The 14,933-nt window shown below is 66.7% G+C and carries 13 protein-coding genes and 1 pseudogene; 10 read left to right on the top strand and 4 right to left on the bottom strand.

Going from position 1 to position 14,933, the window contains the following annotated elements; translation table 11 throughout:
* Positions 1 to 24: 24 nt before the first annotated feature.
* Positions 25 to 2,661 (bottom strand): TonB-dependent receptor, encoded by a 2,637-nt coding sequence (locus H0T81_RS07795; RefSeq protein ID WP_294011567.1) that lies wholly within the window; start codon positions 2,659 to 2,661, stop codon positions 25 to 27.
* 273 nt (positions 2,662 to 2,934) lie between these two features.
* Between H0T81_RS07795 and rplU the strand changes: the two are divergent.
* From rplU to H0T81_RS07755, 8 genes and pseudogenes are all read left to right on the top strand, one after another.
* Positions 2,935 to 3,297 (top strand): annotated as a pseudogene (gene rplU, locus H0T81_RS07790) (50S ribosomal protein L21); the annotation flags it as partial.
* A 266-nt stretch (positions 3,298 to 3,563) separates the two neighbouring features.
* The gene (gene rpmA, locus H0T81_RS07785) at positions 3,564 to 3,830 is read left to right on the top strand and encodes a 50S ribosomal protein L27 (protein ID WP_294011565.1); all 267 of its coding nucleotides are present in this window, start codon (positions 3,564 to 3,566) and stop codon (positions 3,828 to 3,830) included.
* Between the two features lie 159 nt (positions 3,831 to 3,989).
* Positions 3,990 to 4,541, top strand: a complete 552-nt coding sequence (locus H0T81_RS07780; protein WP_294011563.1) for a GNAT family N-acetyltransferase — start codon at positions 3,990 to 3,992, stop codon at positions 4,539 to 4,541.
* Positions 4,542 to 4,588: 47 nt separating this feature from the next.
* Complete coding sequence (gene obgE / locus H0T81_RS07775; RefSeq protein WP_294011561.1) at positions 4,589 to 5,632, top strand: GTPase ObgE; 1,044 nt, start codon at positions 4,589 to 4,591, stop codon at positions 5,630 to 5,632.
* 10 nt (positions 5,633 to 5,642) lie between these two features.
* On the top strand, positions 5,643 to 6,548 hold the full coding sequence (locus H0T81_RS07770; RefSeq protein ID WP_294011559.1) for an NAD-dependent epimerase/dehydratase family protein: 906 nt from the start codon (positions 5,643 to 5,645) through the stop codon (positions 6,546 to 6,548).
* Positions 6,549 to 6,621: 73 nt separating this feature from the next.
* Positions 6,622 to 6,870, top strand: coding sequence for an acyl carrier protein (locus H0T81_RS07765; RefSeq protein WP_294011557.1), 249 nt, complete (start codon positions 6,622 to 6,624; stop codon positions 6,868 to 6,870).
* Positions 6,867 to 8,069: an aminotransferase class I/II-fold pyridoxal phosphate-dependent enzyme gene (locus tag H0T81_RS07760; RefSeq protein ID WP_294011555.1), complete on the top strand. Its 1,203-nt coding sequence runs from the start codon at positions 6,867 to 6,869 to the stop codon at positions 8,067 to 8,069. The genes H0T81_RS07765 and H0T81_RS07760 overlap by 4 nt, the downstream gene beginning before the upstream one ends.
* Positions 8,070 to 8,116: 47 nt before the next feature.
* Positions 8,117 to 10,102 carry an ATP-binding protein gene (locus tag H0T81_RS07755; protein WP_294011553.1) on the top strand — a complete coding sequence of 662 codons (1,986 nt, stop codon included), beginning with the start codon at positions 8,117 to 8,119 and terminating at the stop codon, positions 10,100 to 10,102.
* Here H0T81_RS07755 and H0T81_RS07750 read toward each other — a convergent pair.
* From H0T81_RS07750 to H0T81_RS07740, 3 genes are all read right to left on the bottom strand, one after another.
* On the bottom strand, positions 10,059 to 10,859 hold the full coding sequence (locus H0T81_RS07750) for a hypothetical protein (protein WP_294011551.1): 801 nt from the start codon (positions 10,857 to 10,859) through the stop codon (positions 10,059 to 10,061). The genes H0T81_RS07755 and H0T81_RS07750 overlap by 44 nt on opposite strands.
* Before the next feature lie 121 nt (positions 10,860 to 10,980).
* Positions 10,981 to 11,955, bottom strand: a complete 975-nt coding sequence (locus H0T81_RS07745) for an acylglycerol kinase family protein (protein ID WP_294011549.1) — start codon at positions 11,953 to 11,955, stop codon at positions 10,981 to 10,983.
* Entirely contained in the window at positions 11,955 to 12,401 is a 447-nt protein-coding gene (locus tag H0T81_RS07740; RefSeq protein ID WP_294011547.1) for a DUF2141 domain-containing protein, read from the bottom strand. Before H0T81_RS07740 ends, H0T81_RS07745 begins: the two co-directional genes overlap by 1 nt.
* Before the next feature lie 168 nt (positions 12,402 to 12,569).
* Here H0T81_RS07740 and lptF point away from each other — a divergent pair, with 168 nt between their 5' ends.
* Both lptF and lptG read left to right on the top strand, forming a co-directional pair.
* Entirely contained in the window at positions 12,570 to 13,766 is a 1,197-nt protein-coding gene (lptF, locus tag H0T81_RS07735; RefSeq protein ID WP_294011545.1) for an LPS export ABC transporter permease LptF, read from the top strand.
* A gap of 13 nt (positions 13,767 to 13,779) precedes the next feature.
* On the top strand, positions 13,780 to 14,877 hold the full coding sequence (gene lptG, locus H0T81_RS07730) for an LPS export ABC transporter permease LptG (protein ID WP_294011543.1): 1,098 nt from the start codon (positions 13,780 to 13,782) through the stop codon (positions 14,875 to 14,877).
* Positions 14,878 to 14,933 lie beyond the last annotated feature (56 nt).

Here is a 14,933-nt window from a genome sequence, read left to right as displayed (position 1 = left end):
GGGCCGAGGCCCTCCCCCGACCCCTCAGAAGTTCGCCGAGAGCCGCCCGTAGAGGAATCGGCCGTTGAATCCGAACGGCGAGAATTGCGAGAAGGGGAGCGCGTAGTTGGTGTCCGGGTAGTTGCGCTCCAGGCCGGTTGCTGGATCGACCGCTCGGCCGCGGGGCGTGTTGGTCGGATAGACATCGAAAATGTTGTTGCCGCCAAGCGCCAGGGTGAAGCGGTCGCCCATCGGCTTGACGCGCAATTCGAGGTCGGTGATCGTCTTGGGCTTCAGGTTGACGTCGGTGAACTCGTCGTTGCCGGCAGCCAGCACCTTTCCGTAGCGGGTCGCGCGCAGCGTCGCTCCGAACCAGTGGTGGTCGTAGTCGGCCGAGGCGTTGATCTTGTTGCGCGGCTGACCGTGCGTGAGCCGGCGCGATTCGAGGCGGCTGAACAGGGCCAGGCCCGGAATCGTCGCGAGCGCCCCCGGCACCGCGGCATTCCGAGTGATCTTGGTCTTGTTGAGATTGAAGCCGCCGGTCAGGTTGAGCCGGCCCATGTCGGCCATCGCCACGCGGTATGTGGCGACGAGGTCGAGCCCGCGGGTCCGGGTGTCGACTCCGTTGACGAAGAACCGCGCCGCCGCGACGCTTGGGAAGCCCGCGGCCGACAAAATCGCAAGGACCGCGGCTCGCTGCGCCGAAGTGCCGAACGCTCCGAGATTCTCGGTCACCAGGATGCGGTCGTCGATGTCGACCTGATAGGCATCCACGGTGACGTTCAGCCGCGGCACCGCGCTCACCACCAACCCGCCTGAAAAGCTCATCGACTGCTCGGCATCGAGCGGGCTCGAACCGAGCGCGAGCGCAGCGGGATTGTCGACCGGCAGGGTGACCGTGTCGAGCAGGCCCACGCCGACGACATTGTTGGTCGCTTGAGCGGCGTAGAACTGCTGCTGGAGCGAAGGCGCTCGGAAGCCGGTCGAGGCGGACGCGCGCAGTGCAAAGCCGCGGACCGGCTCGACTCGCGACGCCAGCTTCCAGTTGAGGTCGGTCCCGAAGTCGGAATAATTCTCGTAGCGAAGCGCCGCCTGGACATTGAACATGGAGCTGATGTCGCTGTCGATCTCGGCGTAGAGCGACTTGTTGTTGCGTTTGCGCTCGCGGTCGACCTGCTGGCCGGCGATGGTCGGAGTGAAGCCGGGGAACACCTGGGCTCCGGGGGCGCCGCCGAACGAGCCGCTGATGTAGCTGTTGGGCTCGCCCGGGCGGATGTCGAAAGCCTCGCGGCGGTATTCGGCGCCGAGCGACAGCGTCGTCTTTTCGGCAAAGCCGAGCACGAGGTCGCGGCTGACGTCGAGGTTGAACAGAGTCTGCCCGTACTTGAGGCCGCCGGAGTCGAACTCGGTCGGGGAGTCAGGGCCGAGCGAGCGGTTGAGCGAGTTGACGATGCGGAAGTCGACGCGGTCGCGGCCATACTGGCCCGACAGGTCCCAGCGCCAGCCGGACATGTCGCCGCGAACCCCGACGGTACCCGAATAATCGTCGGTGTCGGTGGTGATCAGCGGCAGGAAGCCGTTGGGGTAGATGGCCCGATTGTTGCGCGCATCGAGCGCCCGGCGATAGAATCCGGCGCTCTCGCCCTGGCGGTCGTTGTAGCTGGCGAACGCGTAGGCTTCGGTGCCGCCTTCGCCGCCGAACGGCATTTCGGCGTTGGCGAAGATCTTCGTGTCGCGAGTCTCCGGGTCCCCGTAGCGGTGGCTGAATCGGTTGAACTCCAGCTCGCGCGGGTCGAGCGCCGAACCGATCAGCGGATATTGCCGCCGCGGGTCGGCCCCGGTGCGGTTGGTGTCGTTGCGGTCCTGGAACTCCGCGGCGATGTTGACGTGGCCCGCCGAGCCGACCGGCAGGCCGACGACGCCCGCAAGCGTCAGCGTCTCGCCGTCGCGCCGCCTGCGGTCTTCGCCGGTGTAGTCGAGCTGGAGCGTGCCGTCCGGCGAGAACACCGGCGTGTTGCCGGGGCCGACCACCACCGAGTCGTACGTCTGGATGTCGTTGACGCGCGTGAAATATTGCCCGTAGGTAACACTCGCCCTGCCGCCCGAGCGGGCGCTTCGAAGCTGGAAGTTGATCACCCCGGCGATCGCGTCGGAGCCATATTGCGCGGCGGCGCCGTCGCGCAGCACCTCGACCCGCGACAAGGCGATGGTCGGGATGAGGTTGATGTCGACCGCAGCCGAACCCCGCCCGACCGAGCCGTTGATGTTGAGCAGCGCCGATGTGTGTCGGCGCTTGCCGTTGATCAGCACCAGCGTCTGGTCCGGCGACAGGCCGCGCAGGGTCGCCGGGCGAATCACGTCGGTGCCGTCGGTGATCGCCGGCTGCGGGAAGTTGAAGCTCGGCACTTCCTGGGTGAGCGCCCGGTTGATCTCCGTGTGGCCGCTCTGGCTGAGGCTCTCGGCAGAAATTACATCAACCGGCACTGGGCTGTCGGCAACCGTCCGGTCGGTCCGGCGGGTGCCGGTGACGACGATCGTCGACTGGTCTGGCAGCTCGCCCTGCCTCTGCGCCTCGGGAGCGTCCTGGACAGCTTCCTGGTTCTGCTGGGCAGCCGCCGGGGAGGCCAGTGCCAGCGGCGAAAGCGTAGCGAGCATCAATGAACGGATGGCGTGCTTGGACATGGTACATCCCCCAACAACGGCGCAACGCGAGTCCGATTCCTCGCGAATGCGCGCCGAAAAGCGAGCTTGTCGCAATGTGCGCGGCAGGCAAGCGCCAAACGCCAGAGGGCCAAGATTGATCGAGGTTGTGGTCCGGGCGCAACAGCGTTCGCCACGGCCTCTCCGGTTGACAGGGCATAGCCGCTGCCATAGGCGGCTCCCTTTCCGCGACCCGCAGTGCTTGGGCGCTAAACGTGCGCGGAACGGTCATTTCTGACGAGAAGAGAAGAGCCAATGTTCGCAGTCGTGCGCACGGGCGGCAAGCAGTATCGCGTCGCCCCGGGAGACAAGATCGTCGTCGAGAGGCTGGCCGGTGAAGCCGGCGACCGGGTCGACATCAGCGACGTGCTGCTCGCCGGCGAGGGCTCCGACCTCAAGTCCGTCGACGGGCTGAAGGTCGCGGCCGAGATCGTCGCCCAGGCCAAGGGCGACAAGGTGACGGTGTTCAAGAAGCGCCGCCGCCACAATTACCGGCGCAAGCAGGGCCACCGACAGCAGCACACGATCCTGAGGATCGTCGCGATCGGCGACCACAAGGCCGAGAAGAAGCAGGACTCCAAGCCCGCGAAGGCCGCCAAGGATGCTCCCGCCGCGGCGGCCAAGAAGGAAGCAGCGGCCCAGGCCAACGCCGGCGATCCCGACGTCAAGGGACAGGCTGCGGCCGTTCCGACCGAGAATCCCGCGCCCGAGAGCGAGACCGCGGCCAACCCCGATCAGCAGACCAAGGCTGCGGCGAAGCCCAAGCCGGCCAAGCCGAAAAAGGCTGCCGGCGACAAGGCCAAGGCCGAGGCCCCGTCGACAAAAAAGGAAGCGCCTGCTAAGGGCGCCGCCAAGAAACCAGCCAAACCCAAGAAGTAGTTCAAATGGCACATAAGAAAGCAGGCGGCAGTTCCCGCAACGGCCGCGACAGCGAGAGCAAGCGCCTCGGCGTCAAATTGTTCGGCGGCCAGTCGGCCCGCGCCGGCAACATTATCGTGCGCCAGCGAGGCACGCGCTGGCACCCCGGCGACAACGTCGGCATCGGCAAGGACCATACCCTCTTTGCGCTTACCGACGGCTCGGTCGCCTTCCGCGATGGCAAGCTCGGGCGAAAGTACGTCCACGTCATGCCGGCGGAAGCAAGCGAATAGGGACGGTCGATAAAGGGCCGTTCCCCAAGGGGGCGGCCCGGACGAGATCCACAGGATCGAAGCCACAAGGGAGAAGAGGGAAGCCCCCTCCGCTCCCTTTCTTTTTGTCTTCTCCCAACAGTCTCGGGCCCGCCGACGGGCCCCGGTGGGAGAAGGACGATGTTCACGAGGACCGCACGGTTGCTGCTCAGGCCCGGCTGGGCCGAGGATGCGCCGGCGCTTGCCGCCGCGATCGCCGACGAGCGGATCGTCCGCAATCTCGCGACCGCGCCGTGGCCGTATCGGCTGCGCGACGCCGAGGCGTTCCTCGCCCAGCCGCGGGACCCGGTGCTGCCCTCGTTCCTGGCTTTCGAGCGGACGGACGGTGATCCGCTCCTCGTCGGCTCTTGCGGGCTCGGTCGGCGACCGTCGGGCGCGGTCGAGCTGGGCTACTGGATCGCGCGCGCCTTCTGGGGCCGCGGCTTTGCGACCGAAGCCTCGGCGGCGCTGGTCGATATCGCCCGGACGCTTCGGGTGCCGCGGCTCCAGGCTTCTTATTTCCTCGACAACCCGGCTTCGGGGCGAGTGCTCGAGAAGCTCGGCTTCGAGCCGCTCGGGATCACGGCTCCGCGGATGAGTTGTGGGCGCGGCACGGAGGCACCGGCGAAAATGCTCGCGCTCGACCTCACCTGCGCGGCCGCCACGCAGGACAAGGAGTCTCTCGCGGCCTGACGGGGCTGCGGTAGCAATTCGCCGCAGCCCCGCCTAACTGCCGGCCCATGCATTTCCTCGACCAGGCGAAGATCTTTATTCGGTCGGGCACGGGTGGGCCGGGAGCGGTCAGCTTCCGGCGCGAAAAGTTCATCGAGTTCGGCGGGCCCGACGGCGGCGACGGCGGCAAGGGCGGCGACATCATCTTCGAGGCGGTGCCCGGCCTCAATACGCTGATCGACTTTCGCTACACCCAGCATTTCCGGGCCCCGCGCGGCAAGGGCGGAGCCGGGGCCAACCGAACCGGGGCGGGCGGCGAAGACCTGGTCATCAAGGTCCCGGTCGGGACCCAAATCCTCGCCGACGACGAGGACCGTAGCCTGCTCGCCGATCTGACCGAGGTCGGCCAGCGGATGACTTTGCTCAAGGGCGGCGACGGCGGCCGCGGCAACGCCAGTTACAAAACCTCGACCAATCGGGCGCCGCGCCAGCACGGCACCGGCTGGCCGGGGGAGGAAATGTGGGTGTGGCTGCGGCTGAAGCTGCTCGCCGACGTCGGCCTGGTCGGCCTGCCCAACGCGGGCAAATCGACGTTCCTCAACTCAACCACCAACGCGGCCGCCAAGGTCGGGGAGTATCCGTTCACGACGCTTCGGCCGCAGCTCGGAGTCGCCCGGCACAAGGGTCGCGAGTTCGTCATCGCCGACATTCCCGGGCTGATTGAAGGAGCCGCGGAAGGGGCCGGGATCGGCGACCGTTTCCTCGGCCATGTCGAGCGCTGCCAGCTGTTGCTGCACCTGGTCGACGCGGCCGGCGACGACCCGGTCGAAGCGTGGCGCGTGGTGCGCGGCGAGCTCGATGCCTACGGCGCGGACCTCGCCGACAAGCCCGAGGTCATCGCGCTGAGCCGCGCCGACCTTGTCGATGGCAAGCAACTGGCGAAGGTGAAGAAGGCGCTCGACGAGGCGAGCGGCGCGGATTCGATTCCGATCTCCGCGCCGATCGGCCAGGGGATCGACGCCTTGCTCGACGCGATTGTCGAGCAGCTCGGTTCGGCCGAGCGGCAATCCGCGGAGGCGGCGCCCAACGAGCGGCCGTGGTCGCCGCTGTGATTCGGCGGCCATGAAGCTGGCGGTCACCGGCGGCACGGGTTTCGTCGGCTCGCGTCTGCTCGACGCCGCGGTAGCGGACGGCCATCAGGTGAGCGCGCTCACCCGACGCCCCCTGCCGGCGCGCGTAAACGTCGACTGGGTAAGCGGCTCGCTCGAGGAGCCAGTCGCGCTCGCGAAGCTGGTGGCGGGAGCGGACTCGGTGATCCACGTCGCCGGAGTGATCAGTGGACGCACGGCCGCCGATTTCGACCGCTGCAACGTCGATGGGACGCAGGCGATGCTCGTCGCAGCCAAGGCGAGCGGCGTCAAACGCTTTGTCCATGTGTCCTCGCTCGCGGCGCGGGAACCGAACTTGTCGCTCTACGGCGCATCCAAGGCGAAGTCGGAGCAACTCGTCGCCAACTCCGGACTGCCGTTTGCGATCGTCCGGCCTCCGGCCGTCTATGGGCCTGGTGACAAGGAGACGCTCGAACTATTCAAAATGGCGAAGCTCGGGTTCGTGCTGCTGCCGCCCGAGGGGCGCCTGTCGCTGCTCCACGCCGACGATCTCGTCCGCCTGCTACTCGCGCTGGCGGCGACCGGCGCCCCGAGCGGCGTGACGATCGAGCCCGACGACGGCCGGACGGGCGCCTGGAGCCACAAGGAATTTGCCGAGGCGCTCGGCACGGCGGTCGGTCGGCGGGGTCTTAGCTTTTCGATCCCTTCGGGACTGCTCCGGCTGGGCGCCAGGGCCGACCGGCTGTTGCGCGGCGACAAGGCCAAGCTGACCACCGATCGCGCCGCCTATTTCTGCCATCCCGACTGGGTCGTCGATGCCGCGCATGCGGCTCCCGCGGATCTCTGGCAACCGCGGATCGCGACGCCCGACGGCCTCACCGCGACCGCTCAATGGTACCGGGCCCAGGGCTGGCTTTAAGGGCTGGCTCCGAACCGCCGTTTTTGCGCCCCATTGCGTTGCGAAACCGAATGCCCGCCACTACGAGCCGCCCATGACCGATCGAGACGAGACCGCTGCCAAAATCGCCAAGCTGATCGAGCCCTTCAACAAGAAGGGCATCGCGGTGACCGAAAGCACGCGGTTCGCCCAGGATCTCGAATGGGACAGTTTGACGGTGATGGACTTCGTCGCGTCGGTCGAGGACGAGTTCGACATCCTGATCAGCATGAACCGAGCCGCCGAGATTGAAACGGTCGGCCAGCTCGTCGACGCGGTCGGCCAGCTGCAGGGCGAGCGGTGAGCGATCTCTTCTCGAAGTTCGACGCGCTGATCGAGCAGCGCGAGACGCTGCTCGAAACCGGCCTCACCGACCCGTTCAACCTGGTGATGGACCGGGTCGAAAGCCCGACCGTCGCGATTTGCAACGGCAAGCGCACCATCCTTCTGGGCACCTACAATTACATGGGGATGACCTTCGACCCCGACGTGATCGCGGCCGGCAAGAAGGCGCTCGACGACTTTGGCTCGGGGACCACCGGAAGCCGGGTGCTCAACGGCACCTATTCCGGCCATCGGGCGGTCGAGCAGGCGCTGCGCGACTTCTACGCGATGGACCACGCGATGGTGTTTTCCACCGGCTACCAGGCGAACCTCGGCGTGATTTCGACCCTGGCCGGGAAGGACGACTATATCGTCCTCGACATCGACAGCCATGCGTCGATCTACGACGGCTGCGCGCTCGGCAACGCCCAGATCGTGCCGTTCCACCACAACGACGTCGAGGCGCTGGAGAAGCGCCTGAAGCGCGTGCCCGAAGGCGCCGGCAAGCTGGTCGTGCTCGAAGGCGTCTATTCGATGCTCGGCGACGTCGCCCCGCTGACCGAGATGGTTCGGGTCGCCAAGGAGAACGGCGCGATGGTGCTGGTCGACGAGGCGCACTCGATGGGCTTCATCGGGGAAAATGGCCGCGGCGTCGCCGAAGCCCAGGGCGTGATCGACGACGTCGATTTCATCATCGGCACCTTCTCCAAGTCGGTCGGGACGGTCGGCGGCTTTTGCGTCTCGAACCATCCCAAGTTCGAAATCCTGAGGCTGGTGTGCCGGCCGTACGTGTTCACCGCCTCGCTGCCCCCTTCCGTGGTGGCGACCGCGGCGACCTCGATCCGCAAGCTGATGGATGCGGCCGACAAGCGCGCCCACCTCTGGGAGAACAGCAAGCGGCTTCACTCGGGCCTCCGGCAATTGGGCTTCAGCCTCGGGACCGACGAGCCGCAGTCGGCGATCATCGCCGTCCTGATGCCCGACCTCGAGACCGGGGCGGCAATGTGGGAAGCGCTTTTGGAGCGCGGTCTGTACGTCAATCTTGCACGGCCTCCGGCCACGCCCGCGGGCATGACGCTGCTGCGCTGCTCGCTCTGCTCGGAGCACAGCAGCGAGCAGGTCGGTGAGGTTCTCGGCATGTTCGCTGCTGCAGGACGTGCGACAGGCTGCATAAACTGACCCCAAGCCGCCTTTCACGGGGCAGCATACAGGTCTAGACTAGCGCCATGATGCCGGCGGGGGACGAGCTGCATTTCGACTGGCGCCGAGGCGGTGCGGCAGCCGGCGGCCTGATTGCGACCCTGGTCCTGCTGGCCATGGTGGTCCTCGTCGCTCTGTCCAACGACGCCCGCGAGCAGGCGCTCGAGGCCGAGCGCCGCGCCTACAATGTCGCGCTGCTCGTTCGCGGCGTCGATTCCAGCATGTCGCGCGCCGAGGCCGCGCTCGGCCGCTTTGTCCTCGACGAGGACATCAAGACCAGCGGCAGCATCTTCTCTAGCCAGTGGCGCCTCGCCGGGCACCAGATCAATCAGCTCGAACGGCTGGTGCGCACCAGCCCCGAGCAGCGGCAGCGCGTCAATGAGCTCGAGCAATTGTACGCGATGCGCAGCGGCGAGCTGTTTCCCGCCGCGCGCGCGGCGGCCGCCCAGCAGGGCGAAGGCGGCACCTCTTTTTATTACGCGGCCGGCCGTGTCGACACTGGTCCCCGCGTCACCCGGAAGCTCGACGAAATCGCCGATGCCGAGCGCAAGTCGCTGCGAGAGCGAATCGAGCAGAGCGAAATCTTCTCAGCCCAGGCCGACCGGCTGACGGATTATCTGAGTTGGCTGGGAATCATCGTCGGCATCGGCGCCATCTTCCTCGGCCTGGTGGCGATCCAGGCGGTTCGACAGAACGCAGCCGCGCGCCGGCAGGCCGAGTCCGAGTCGGCGCGCGCCGAGGCGCTCGAGCAGGCCGTCGCCGAGCGCACTCAGGAGTTGCAGGACGCCAACGAAGCGCTGCGCGCCGAAGCGGTCGAGCGGCAGCTCGCCGAAGCGCAATTGCGGCAGGTCCAGAAAATGGAGGCGGTCGGCCAGCTAACCGGCGGCATCGCCCACGACTTCAACAATATGCTGGCGGTGGTGGTCGGTGGAATCGATCTCGCCCGACGCCGCTTGAACGGTCCCAAGCGCGAAGTCATGACCCATCTCATCAACGCCATGGAAGGCGCGACACGGGCCGCCGCCCTGACCCGGCGGCTGCTGTCTTTTGCCCGCTCCGAGCCGCTGCTCCCCGAGCGGGTCGACAGCAGCGAGCTGGTCGCCGGCATGTCCGACTTGCTCGACCGGACGCTCGGCGAGCGAATTCAAGTCGAGGTCGACCTCGCCCGCGACAGCTGGCCGACCTACGTCGACCCGCACCAGCTCGAGAACGCCATCGTCAACCTCGCGGTCAACGCGCGCGATGCGATGGACGGCACCGGCATCATGCGGATCACCACTTCGAACGTCACCCTGAAGGCCAACGAAGTCGGGGATGTCCGGCCCGGCGAATATATTCGCATCAGCGTCACCGACACGGGCTGCGGAATGACCCCCGAAGTCCTCGAGCGCGCGTTCGAGCCGTTTTTCACCACCAAGCCGGTCGGCAAGGGCACCGGCCTCGGGCTCAGCCAGATCTTCGGCTTTGCGCACCAGTCGGGCGGCGAGGTCGGAATCGAAAGCGAGCTCGGCAAGGGGACGGCGGTCTCGATCTACTTGCCGCGGACGGAATCGGCGCCCGCCGCGGTGCGCCTCCACCCGGCCATGCAGCGCTCGGAAAGCGAGGCGCACGTCCCGGGAGCGAGCATCCTGCTGGTCGAGGACGATCCGCGGGTCCGAGCGGCGACCGTCGATGCGCTGGAGGATCTGGATTACCAGCCGGTCGCCTGTTCAAGCGGCGCCGAGGCGATCAAGCTGTTCGAAAGCCACGAATTCGACCTGGTCATCAGCGACGTGATCATGCCCGAGATGACCGGTCCCGAGCTGATCCGCTACCTCAAGGCCACTCACCGCGACTTCGCCGTGCTGTTCGTCACCGGCTATGTCGGCGAGGGCGAGACCGACCAGCTCGTCGGCTACGAATTGTTGCGCAAGCCGTTCACCGTCGGCGCGCTCGCCAATGCAGTCTCCTCGGCCCTCGCACGGCGGGCTAGCGAACGGCCCCGGACTTCAGGAGTCGCGGCAAAAGGCTGATCGCGGCGAGCAGCGGCCAGCGCCGCTGCCACGGCTTGATTTGGATTTGCGTCCCTGCGTGGCGGTTGATCTTCCAGGCGATGTAGTCGACCCCGCCGGTGAACGTCGCGCTCGCCTTGGCGAGCCGGAGGACCGAATACCATTTCCCGCGACGCTGCATCTTGCGCCACCAACGCTCTGCCCGATCAGGCCGCATCATCAGCGGAACCTCGCCATTTGGTCCAACGCCCCGCTTTTCAGCGATGGCTTGAAGCGCGCGAAGGCCGAATTGGTAGTAGCGCTGCGGATCAGCGGCGACCAGGAGCTCAGAGCGGCCAGCCCGCTCAGCGCGAATTTCGGCTCCGAAAGTGAGCTGGAATGCACGTTGCCAAACTTCTTCGGGTGAACCACCCACTGCCACCGGAAGTGTCCAATCCAGAAGTGTTGGGCCAGCCTGTGTGATCGCCTCGATGGCGCGCTCTGCTGCGCTCTGGTCCGCGAACCAGACCAAGCGCGATGGCTGCGCAAAACGAGCGGCCGTTGAAACGGTGAAAGCGTGCGAACTGCATTCGCGCCGAAAATCGGCTTCGCTGAGCACGGCATATTTGGCGGCGAGCCCATCCTTTTCGAACAGGAAGACGTTGGGCGGTACCAGCCGGTTGGCTGCCGCCAGCCAGCGCTTGTCATAGGCCGCCCGATAATCGGAAACGATCAGGTAGAAATCGAGCATCAATCCTTCGAGCTGCTTTTCGCGAAGGCAGGAGCCGTAGAACAGCACCGCCCGCGAGGCGGCCCCGTGCCTGGCGGCAATCGCCGCCGCCAGCTTGGCAACGCGCGGATCGACGGTAGTCGCGAGCTCCTCCGCGACCAGCTGCTTGAGCTCGTCCACGGCGCGGCCTTTACGCGGCAATGCGGACGAACGACAGCGGCTGCGCGAGCTTGAGGAGGATCGGTCGGCCGATCTCGGCCCGGAACGTTTCGCCGTCGAGGATCACCTTGGAGCTTTCCCCCTCGATGCTGATCTCGTCGCTTTCCTCGAAGTGGACCCCGCGCAGCTTGGAATGGCCGAGCTTGCCGAACAAGGTCGCGAAGAAGGCCCCCACGACCGAACCGAGACGCTCTTCGATCGCGACCAGCCGGAGCGCGCCGCGATTATGCCCCCTGATCTCGCCGGACAGCAGCAACTTGTCGAGCGTCGTCACCGCCAGCAGCGAGAAGCGGCCGGTCAGGCTCTGGCTGTTGCGCCAGGACACGGCCAACGGGCTTGGCCGGGGCGGCAGGAAATTGGCTTTGAGCCTGAGGAACAGCCGCGCGAGCAAGGCCAATCCGGTGAGCGCGTGGCTGACCCCGTTGGGAAGGCCGAGCGGATAGATCTTCTCGCGGCAGTAAAGCATCGTGTCGGCGAGCCCGGCGCCGCCCAGGAACATGCCGATCACCGGCCGTTGCTCGCCCGCGCCGCAGCGCAGAGCGATCAGCTCGCGAGCGACGATGTGGAGGCTCAAGTCGGCCTGGGCGATCTCGAGCAATTTCTCCAGGGCCGCGATGGGGTCGCCGGGCGCTCCCAAATCCAGGGCGATGAGATTGGTCTTGCCGCTGGGCAGGACGGCGACCGGCGGCGGCTGATTGCCGAAATGGCCGCCGTTGTAGAGTTCGGTCAGAGCCGCCTGGACGGTGCCGTCGCCGCCGTTGATGACCAGCATCTTGGGCCGCACTCGGGCGATCGTCCGCAGCGCGGTGCCGACCTGGTGGGCTTTCTCGACCTCATAGTGGAAAATGTCGGGGTGATCGGCACAAAACGCCCTGATCCGCGGAAGCTGAGCTAGATTCCCGGTCGACTTCGGATTGGAAAGCAGTGCGATCCGCGGACGCGTCATCACCCGTTCACTGGTCGGATAGAGAGGCCCTCGCGGTACTGCAGCAGGACCGTCACCCGGCGGGGGGCCGTACCGACGCGCACCGCGGTCTTGCCGAACGGCGGCTTGAGATTGGTGATCGACAGGCTCGGATTTCCCGAATAGCCGCCGCCGTCATTGGGATCCTTGTCGCCGTTGCCGTTGAGGTCGTGATGGACGGCGACCGCATATTGGCCGGCCTTCGGAACCGCGATGCAGACGTCCATCGGACCGCTCGAGCGCACCGGCACCACGATTTTGCGAAGCTTGCCGCCCTTGGCGAGGTAACCCTGCGCCGCATAGACCGCGACCTTGACCGTGCCGCTTGGCTTCTTGAGGCCGCTGACTCGAACCAGCATCGATGGCTTGCCCGTCAGGCACGCCTGCGCGTCGGAACCGACGATGCGCGCCGGCGCGGCCGTGGCCATCGCGGCAAGCAGCGGGGCGACAAGCAGGAGACGCGTATTCGACATGATATTGCAGACCGTTCGTTTTCGACGCACACCGGGCGCGGTCCTTCACGGGAAGGGAGAGCCGCCCGCGTAGCTGTCTCGGCGCGCTTTGCGGCCAAATCATGGTGTTTGGACGACTAAAAATTGGGCCGCATTTCGCTAATCGACCGCTACCTCGCGCGTTCCATCGCGGTGCCTCTGCTGGGCACACTGATCCTGGCGGCGATGCTGCTGGTGCTCGACAAGATGCTGCGGCTGTTCGATTTCGTCGTCACCGCGGGCGGGCCGGTCAGCGTCGTCTGGCGGATGCTGGCCAATTTGTTGCCGGAATATTTCTCGCTTGGAATCCCGATCGGCTTGATGCTCGGCATCCTGCTCGCCTTCCGCAAGCTCGCCTTGTCCTCGGAACTCGATGCACTGCGCGGAATCGGCATCGGCTTCGGCCGGCTGCTGCGCGTGCCCTACACCTACGCGGCCGCGCTGATGCTCCTGAACCTGGCGATCGTCGGCTACATCGAGCCCTATGCGCGCTACCGCTACGAGGGGCTGCGGTTCGACCTGCGCTCCGGAGCGCTCGGCGCATCGATCAGGGTCGGCGAGTTCAACCGGCTCGGCAAGCGGCTGACGCTGCGGATCGACGGCAGCGAGGACAGCGGCACGCGCCTGCGGGGCATTTTCGTCCAGGTCGACGACCGCTCGGGCACCTCAGTCGCGGCAACCGCTGCAACCGGCCGCTTCCTGTCGACCGACGATCCCGACACGATCCTGTTCCGGCTGCGCGAGGGGCGCCTGATCCAGCAATCGCCAAAATTCGCGGCGCCGCGGACCCTGTCGTTCGAAAGCTACGATCTGCCGATCAACCTGCCCCAGGTCGATCGCTTCCGGAACCGCGGCCATGACCACGACGAACTGACGCTCAACGAACTGTTTCACGAAGGCTATGGCGGCGGCGCCACCGGCGAGGACCGCCTTGCCGCTCAGGCCAATCTGCACTTCCGGATTGTCGAGGTGCTGATGATGCTGATGCTTCCGCTGCTGGCGCTGGCGCTCGCGGTGCCGCCGAAGCGAAGCTCGTCGTCGCTCGGCATCTTCATCGGCATCGTCATTGTCGTCGCCTATCACAAGGTCAATCAATATGCCGAGCAAGCCGGCGCCCAGGGGCGGATCGAACCGGTTGTCGCCTTGTGGGTGCCGCTGGTCTTGCTCTCGGCGCTGATCGTGTGGATGTACCACGTGCTCGCCCACCAGCCCGGGGGCCAGCCGATCGGCGCGCTCGAGCGCGCGTTTGCCAAGGTCGGGCGGGCGGTGCGCTCGCTCCTGCCGAGACCGGAGCGGGCATGACCAGAGCGCCCGCATGATCAACCTGCATTTCTTCCCGTCGCGGCGGATCGCCTTTTACACGGTCAAGCTGTTCCTGACCCGCAGCCTGGCGGTTCTGGTGGCGCTGGTGCTGATCCTGATGACGCTCGACCTGCTCGGGGAATCGGGCAAGATCCTCGCCGTGCCCGGCAATGGCGACGCCGAGCTGTGGCAATATGTCGCGCTGCGGGTGCCCCTGCTGACCGCGCGGTTCCTGCCCTTCTCGGTGCTGCTGGGGACTCTGATCGCCTTCGCCGGGCTCAATCAGCACAGCGAGGTCATCGCGATGAAGGCCGCGGGGATTTCCGCGCACCAGATCCTCGCCCCGCTGATCGTCGCCAGCCTCGGCATCGCGGCGGTGGCCTTCGCCTTCAATGAGACGGTGGTGGTCAAGGCGGCGCGGACCGTCACCGCGTGGAACGACAATGATTATCGGCCGATTCCGCCGGACAGCGACTTGTTGTCCAATGTCTGGGTCTTGGTCGGCAATGATTTGGTTCGCGCTCGACAGGTGGTCGGCCAGCATCAACAGCTGCGCGCTACCGGCGTCTCCATCTATGATCGCGAGGGCGGCACTCTTCGCCGAGTGATCGATGCGGAGCGCGCGCGGCCGGCGGGCGGCGCGTGGCTGCTCGAGAATGTGCGGGTTTACGACGCGACCATGAACCTGGTGCGCCGCCACGACCAAATGACGGCGCTACCCGGGGTCGAGCCGGAGCGGCTGACGCTGGCGAAGGTCGATCCCGACCAGCTCGATTTCTTCACCCTCAAGCAGCGGATCGAGCAGATGGAGCGCGCCGGCCGCCACACGGAGGAAGCGCGCGCCGGCCTGTGGCACAAGATTTCAAGTCCGCTGTCGACGCTGCTGATGCCGCTGCTCGCCGCGGTCGCCGCGTTCGGCCTCGCCCGGTCCGGCCAGGTGCTGCTCCGGGCGACCGTCGGAATGGCGCTCGGCTTTGCTTATTTCGTCGCCGACAATTTCAGCCTGGCGATGGGCAATGTCGGCGCCTACCCGCCCCTGCTCGCCGCCTGGGCGCCCTTCGTCCTGTTCCTGCTGATCGGCGAAACGGTCCTGATCCGCAGCGAAGAGTGACGCGCACAGCTCCATCCGGGGGGATCGCGCGAGCCCAGCAGCCCACTTCCGACCCT

Origin of the sequence: Sphingomonas sp., from assembly GCF_013812825.1 — a bacterium.
Lineage (GTDB): Bacteria > Pseudomonadota > Alphaproteobacteria > Sphingomonadales > Sphingomonadaceae > Sphingomicrobium.
This window is presented reverse-complemented; position numbering and strand designations above follow the sequence as displayed.

Coding starts and splice junctions, on each gene's coding strand:
- H0T81_RS07795 (WP_294011567.1), bottom strand. CDS start 2,661: ATGTCCAAGCACGCCATCCGTTCATTGATGCTCGCTACGCTTTCGCCG.
- rpmA (WP_294011565.1), top strand. CDS start 3,564: ATGGCACATAAGAAAGCAGGCGGCAGTTCCCGCAACGGCCGCGACAGC.
- H0T81_RS07780 (WP_294011563.1), top strand. CDS start 3,990: ATGTTCACGAGGACCGCACGGTTGCTGCTCAGGCCCGGCTGGGCCGAG.
- obgE (WP_294011561.1), top strand. CDS start 4,589: ATGCATTTCCTCGACCAGGCGAAGATCTTTATTCGGTCGGGCACGGGT.
- H0T81_RS07770 (WP_294011559.1), top strand. CDS start 5,643: ATGAAGCTGGCGGTCACCGGCGGCACGGGTTTCGTCGGCTCGCGTCTG.
- H0T81_RS07765 (WP_294011557.1), top strand. CDS start 6,622: ATGACCGATCGAGACGAGACCGCTGCCAAAATCGCCAAGCTGATCGAG.
- H0T81_RS07755 (WP_294011553.1), top strand. CDS start 8,117: ATGATGCCGGCGGGGGACGAGCTGCATTTCGACTGGCGCCGAGGCGGT.
- H0T81_RS07745 (WP_294011549.1), bottom strand. CDS start 11,955: ATGACGCGTCCGCGGATCGCACTGCTTTCCAATCCGAAGTCGACCGGG.
- H0T81_RS07740 (WP_294011547.1), bottom strand. CDS start 12,401: ATGGCCACGGCCGCGCCGGCGCGCATCGTCGGTTCCGACGCGCAGGCG.
- lptG (WP_294011543.1), top strand. CDS start 13,780: ATGATCAACCTGCATTTCTTCCCGTCGCGGCGGATCGCCTTTTACACG.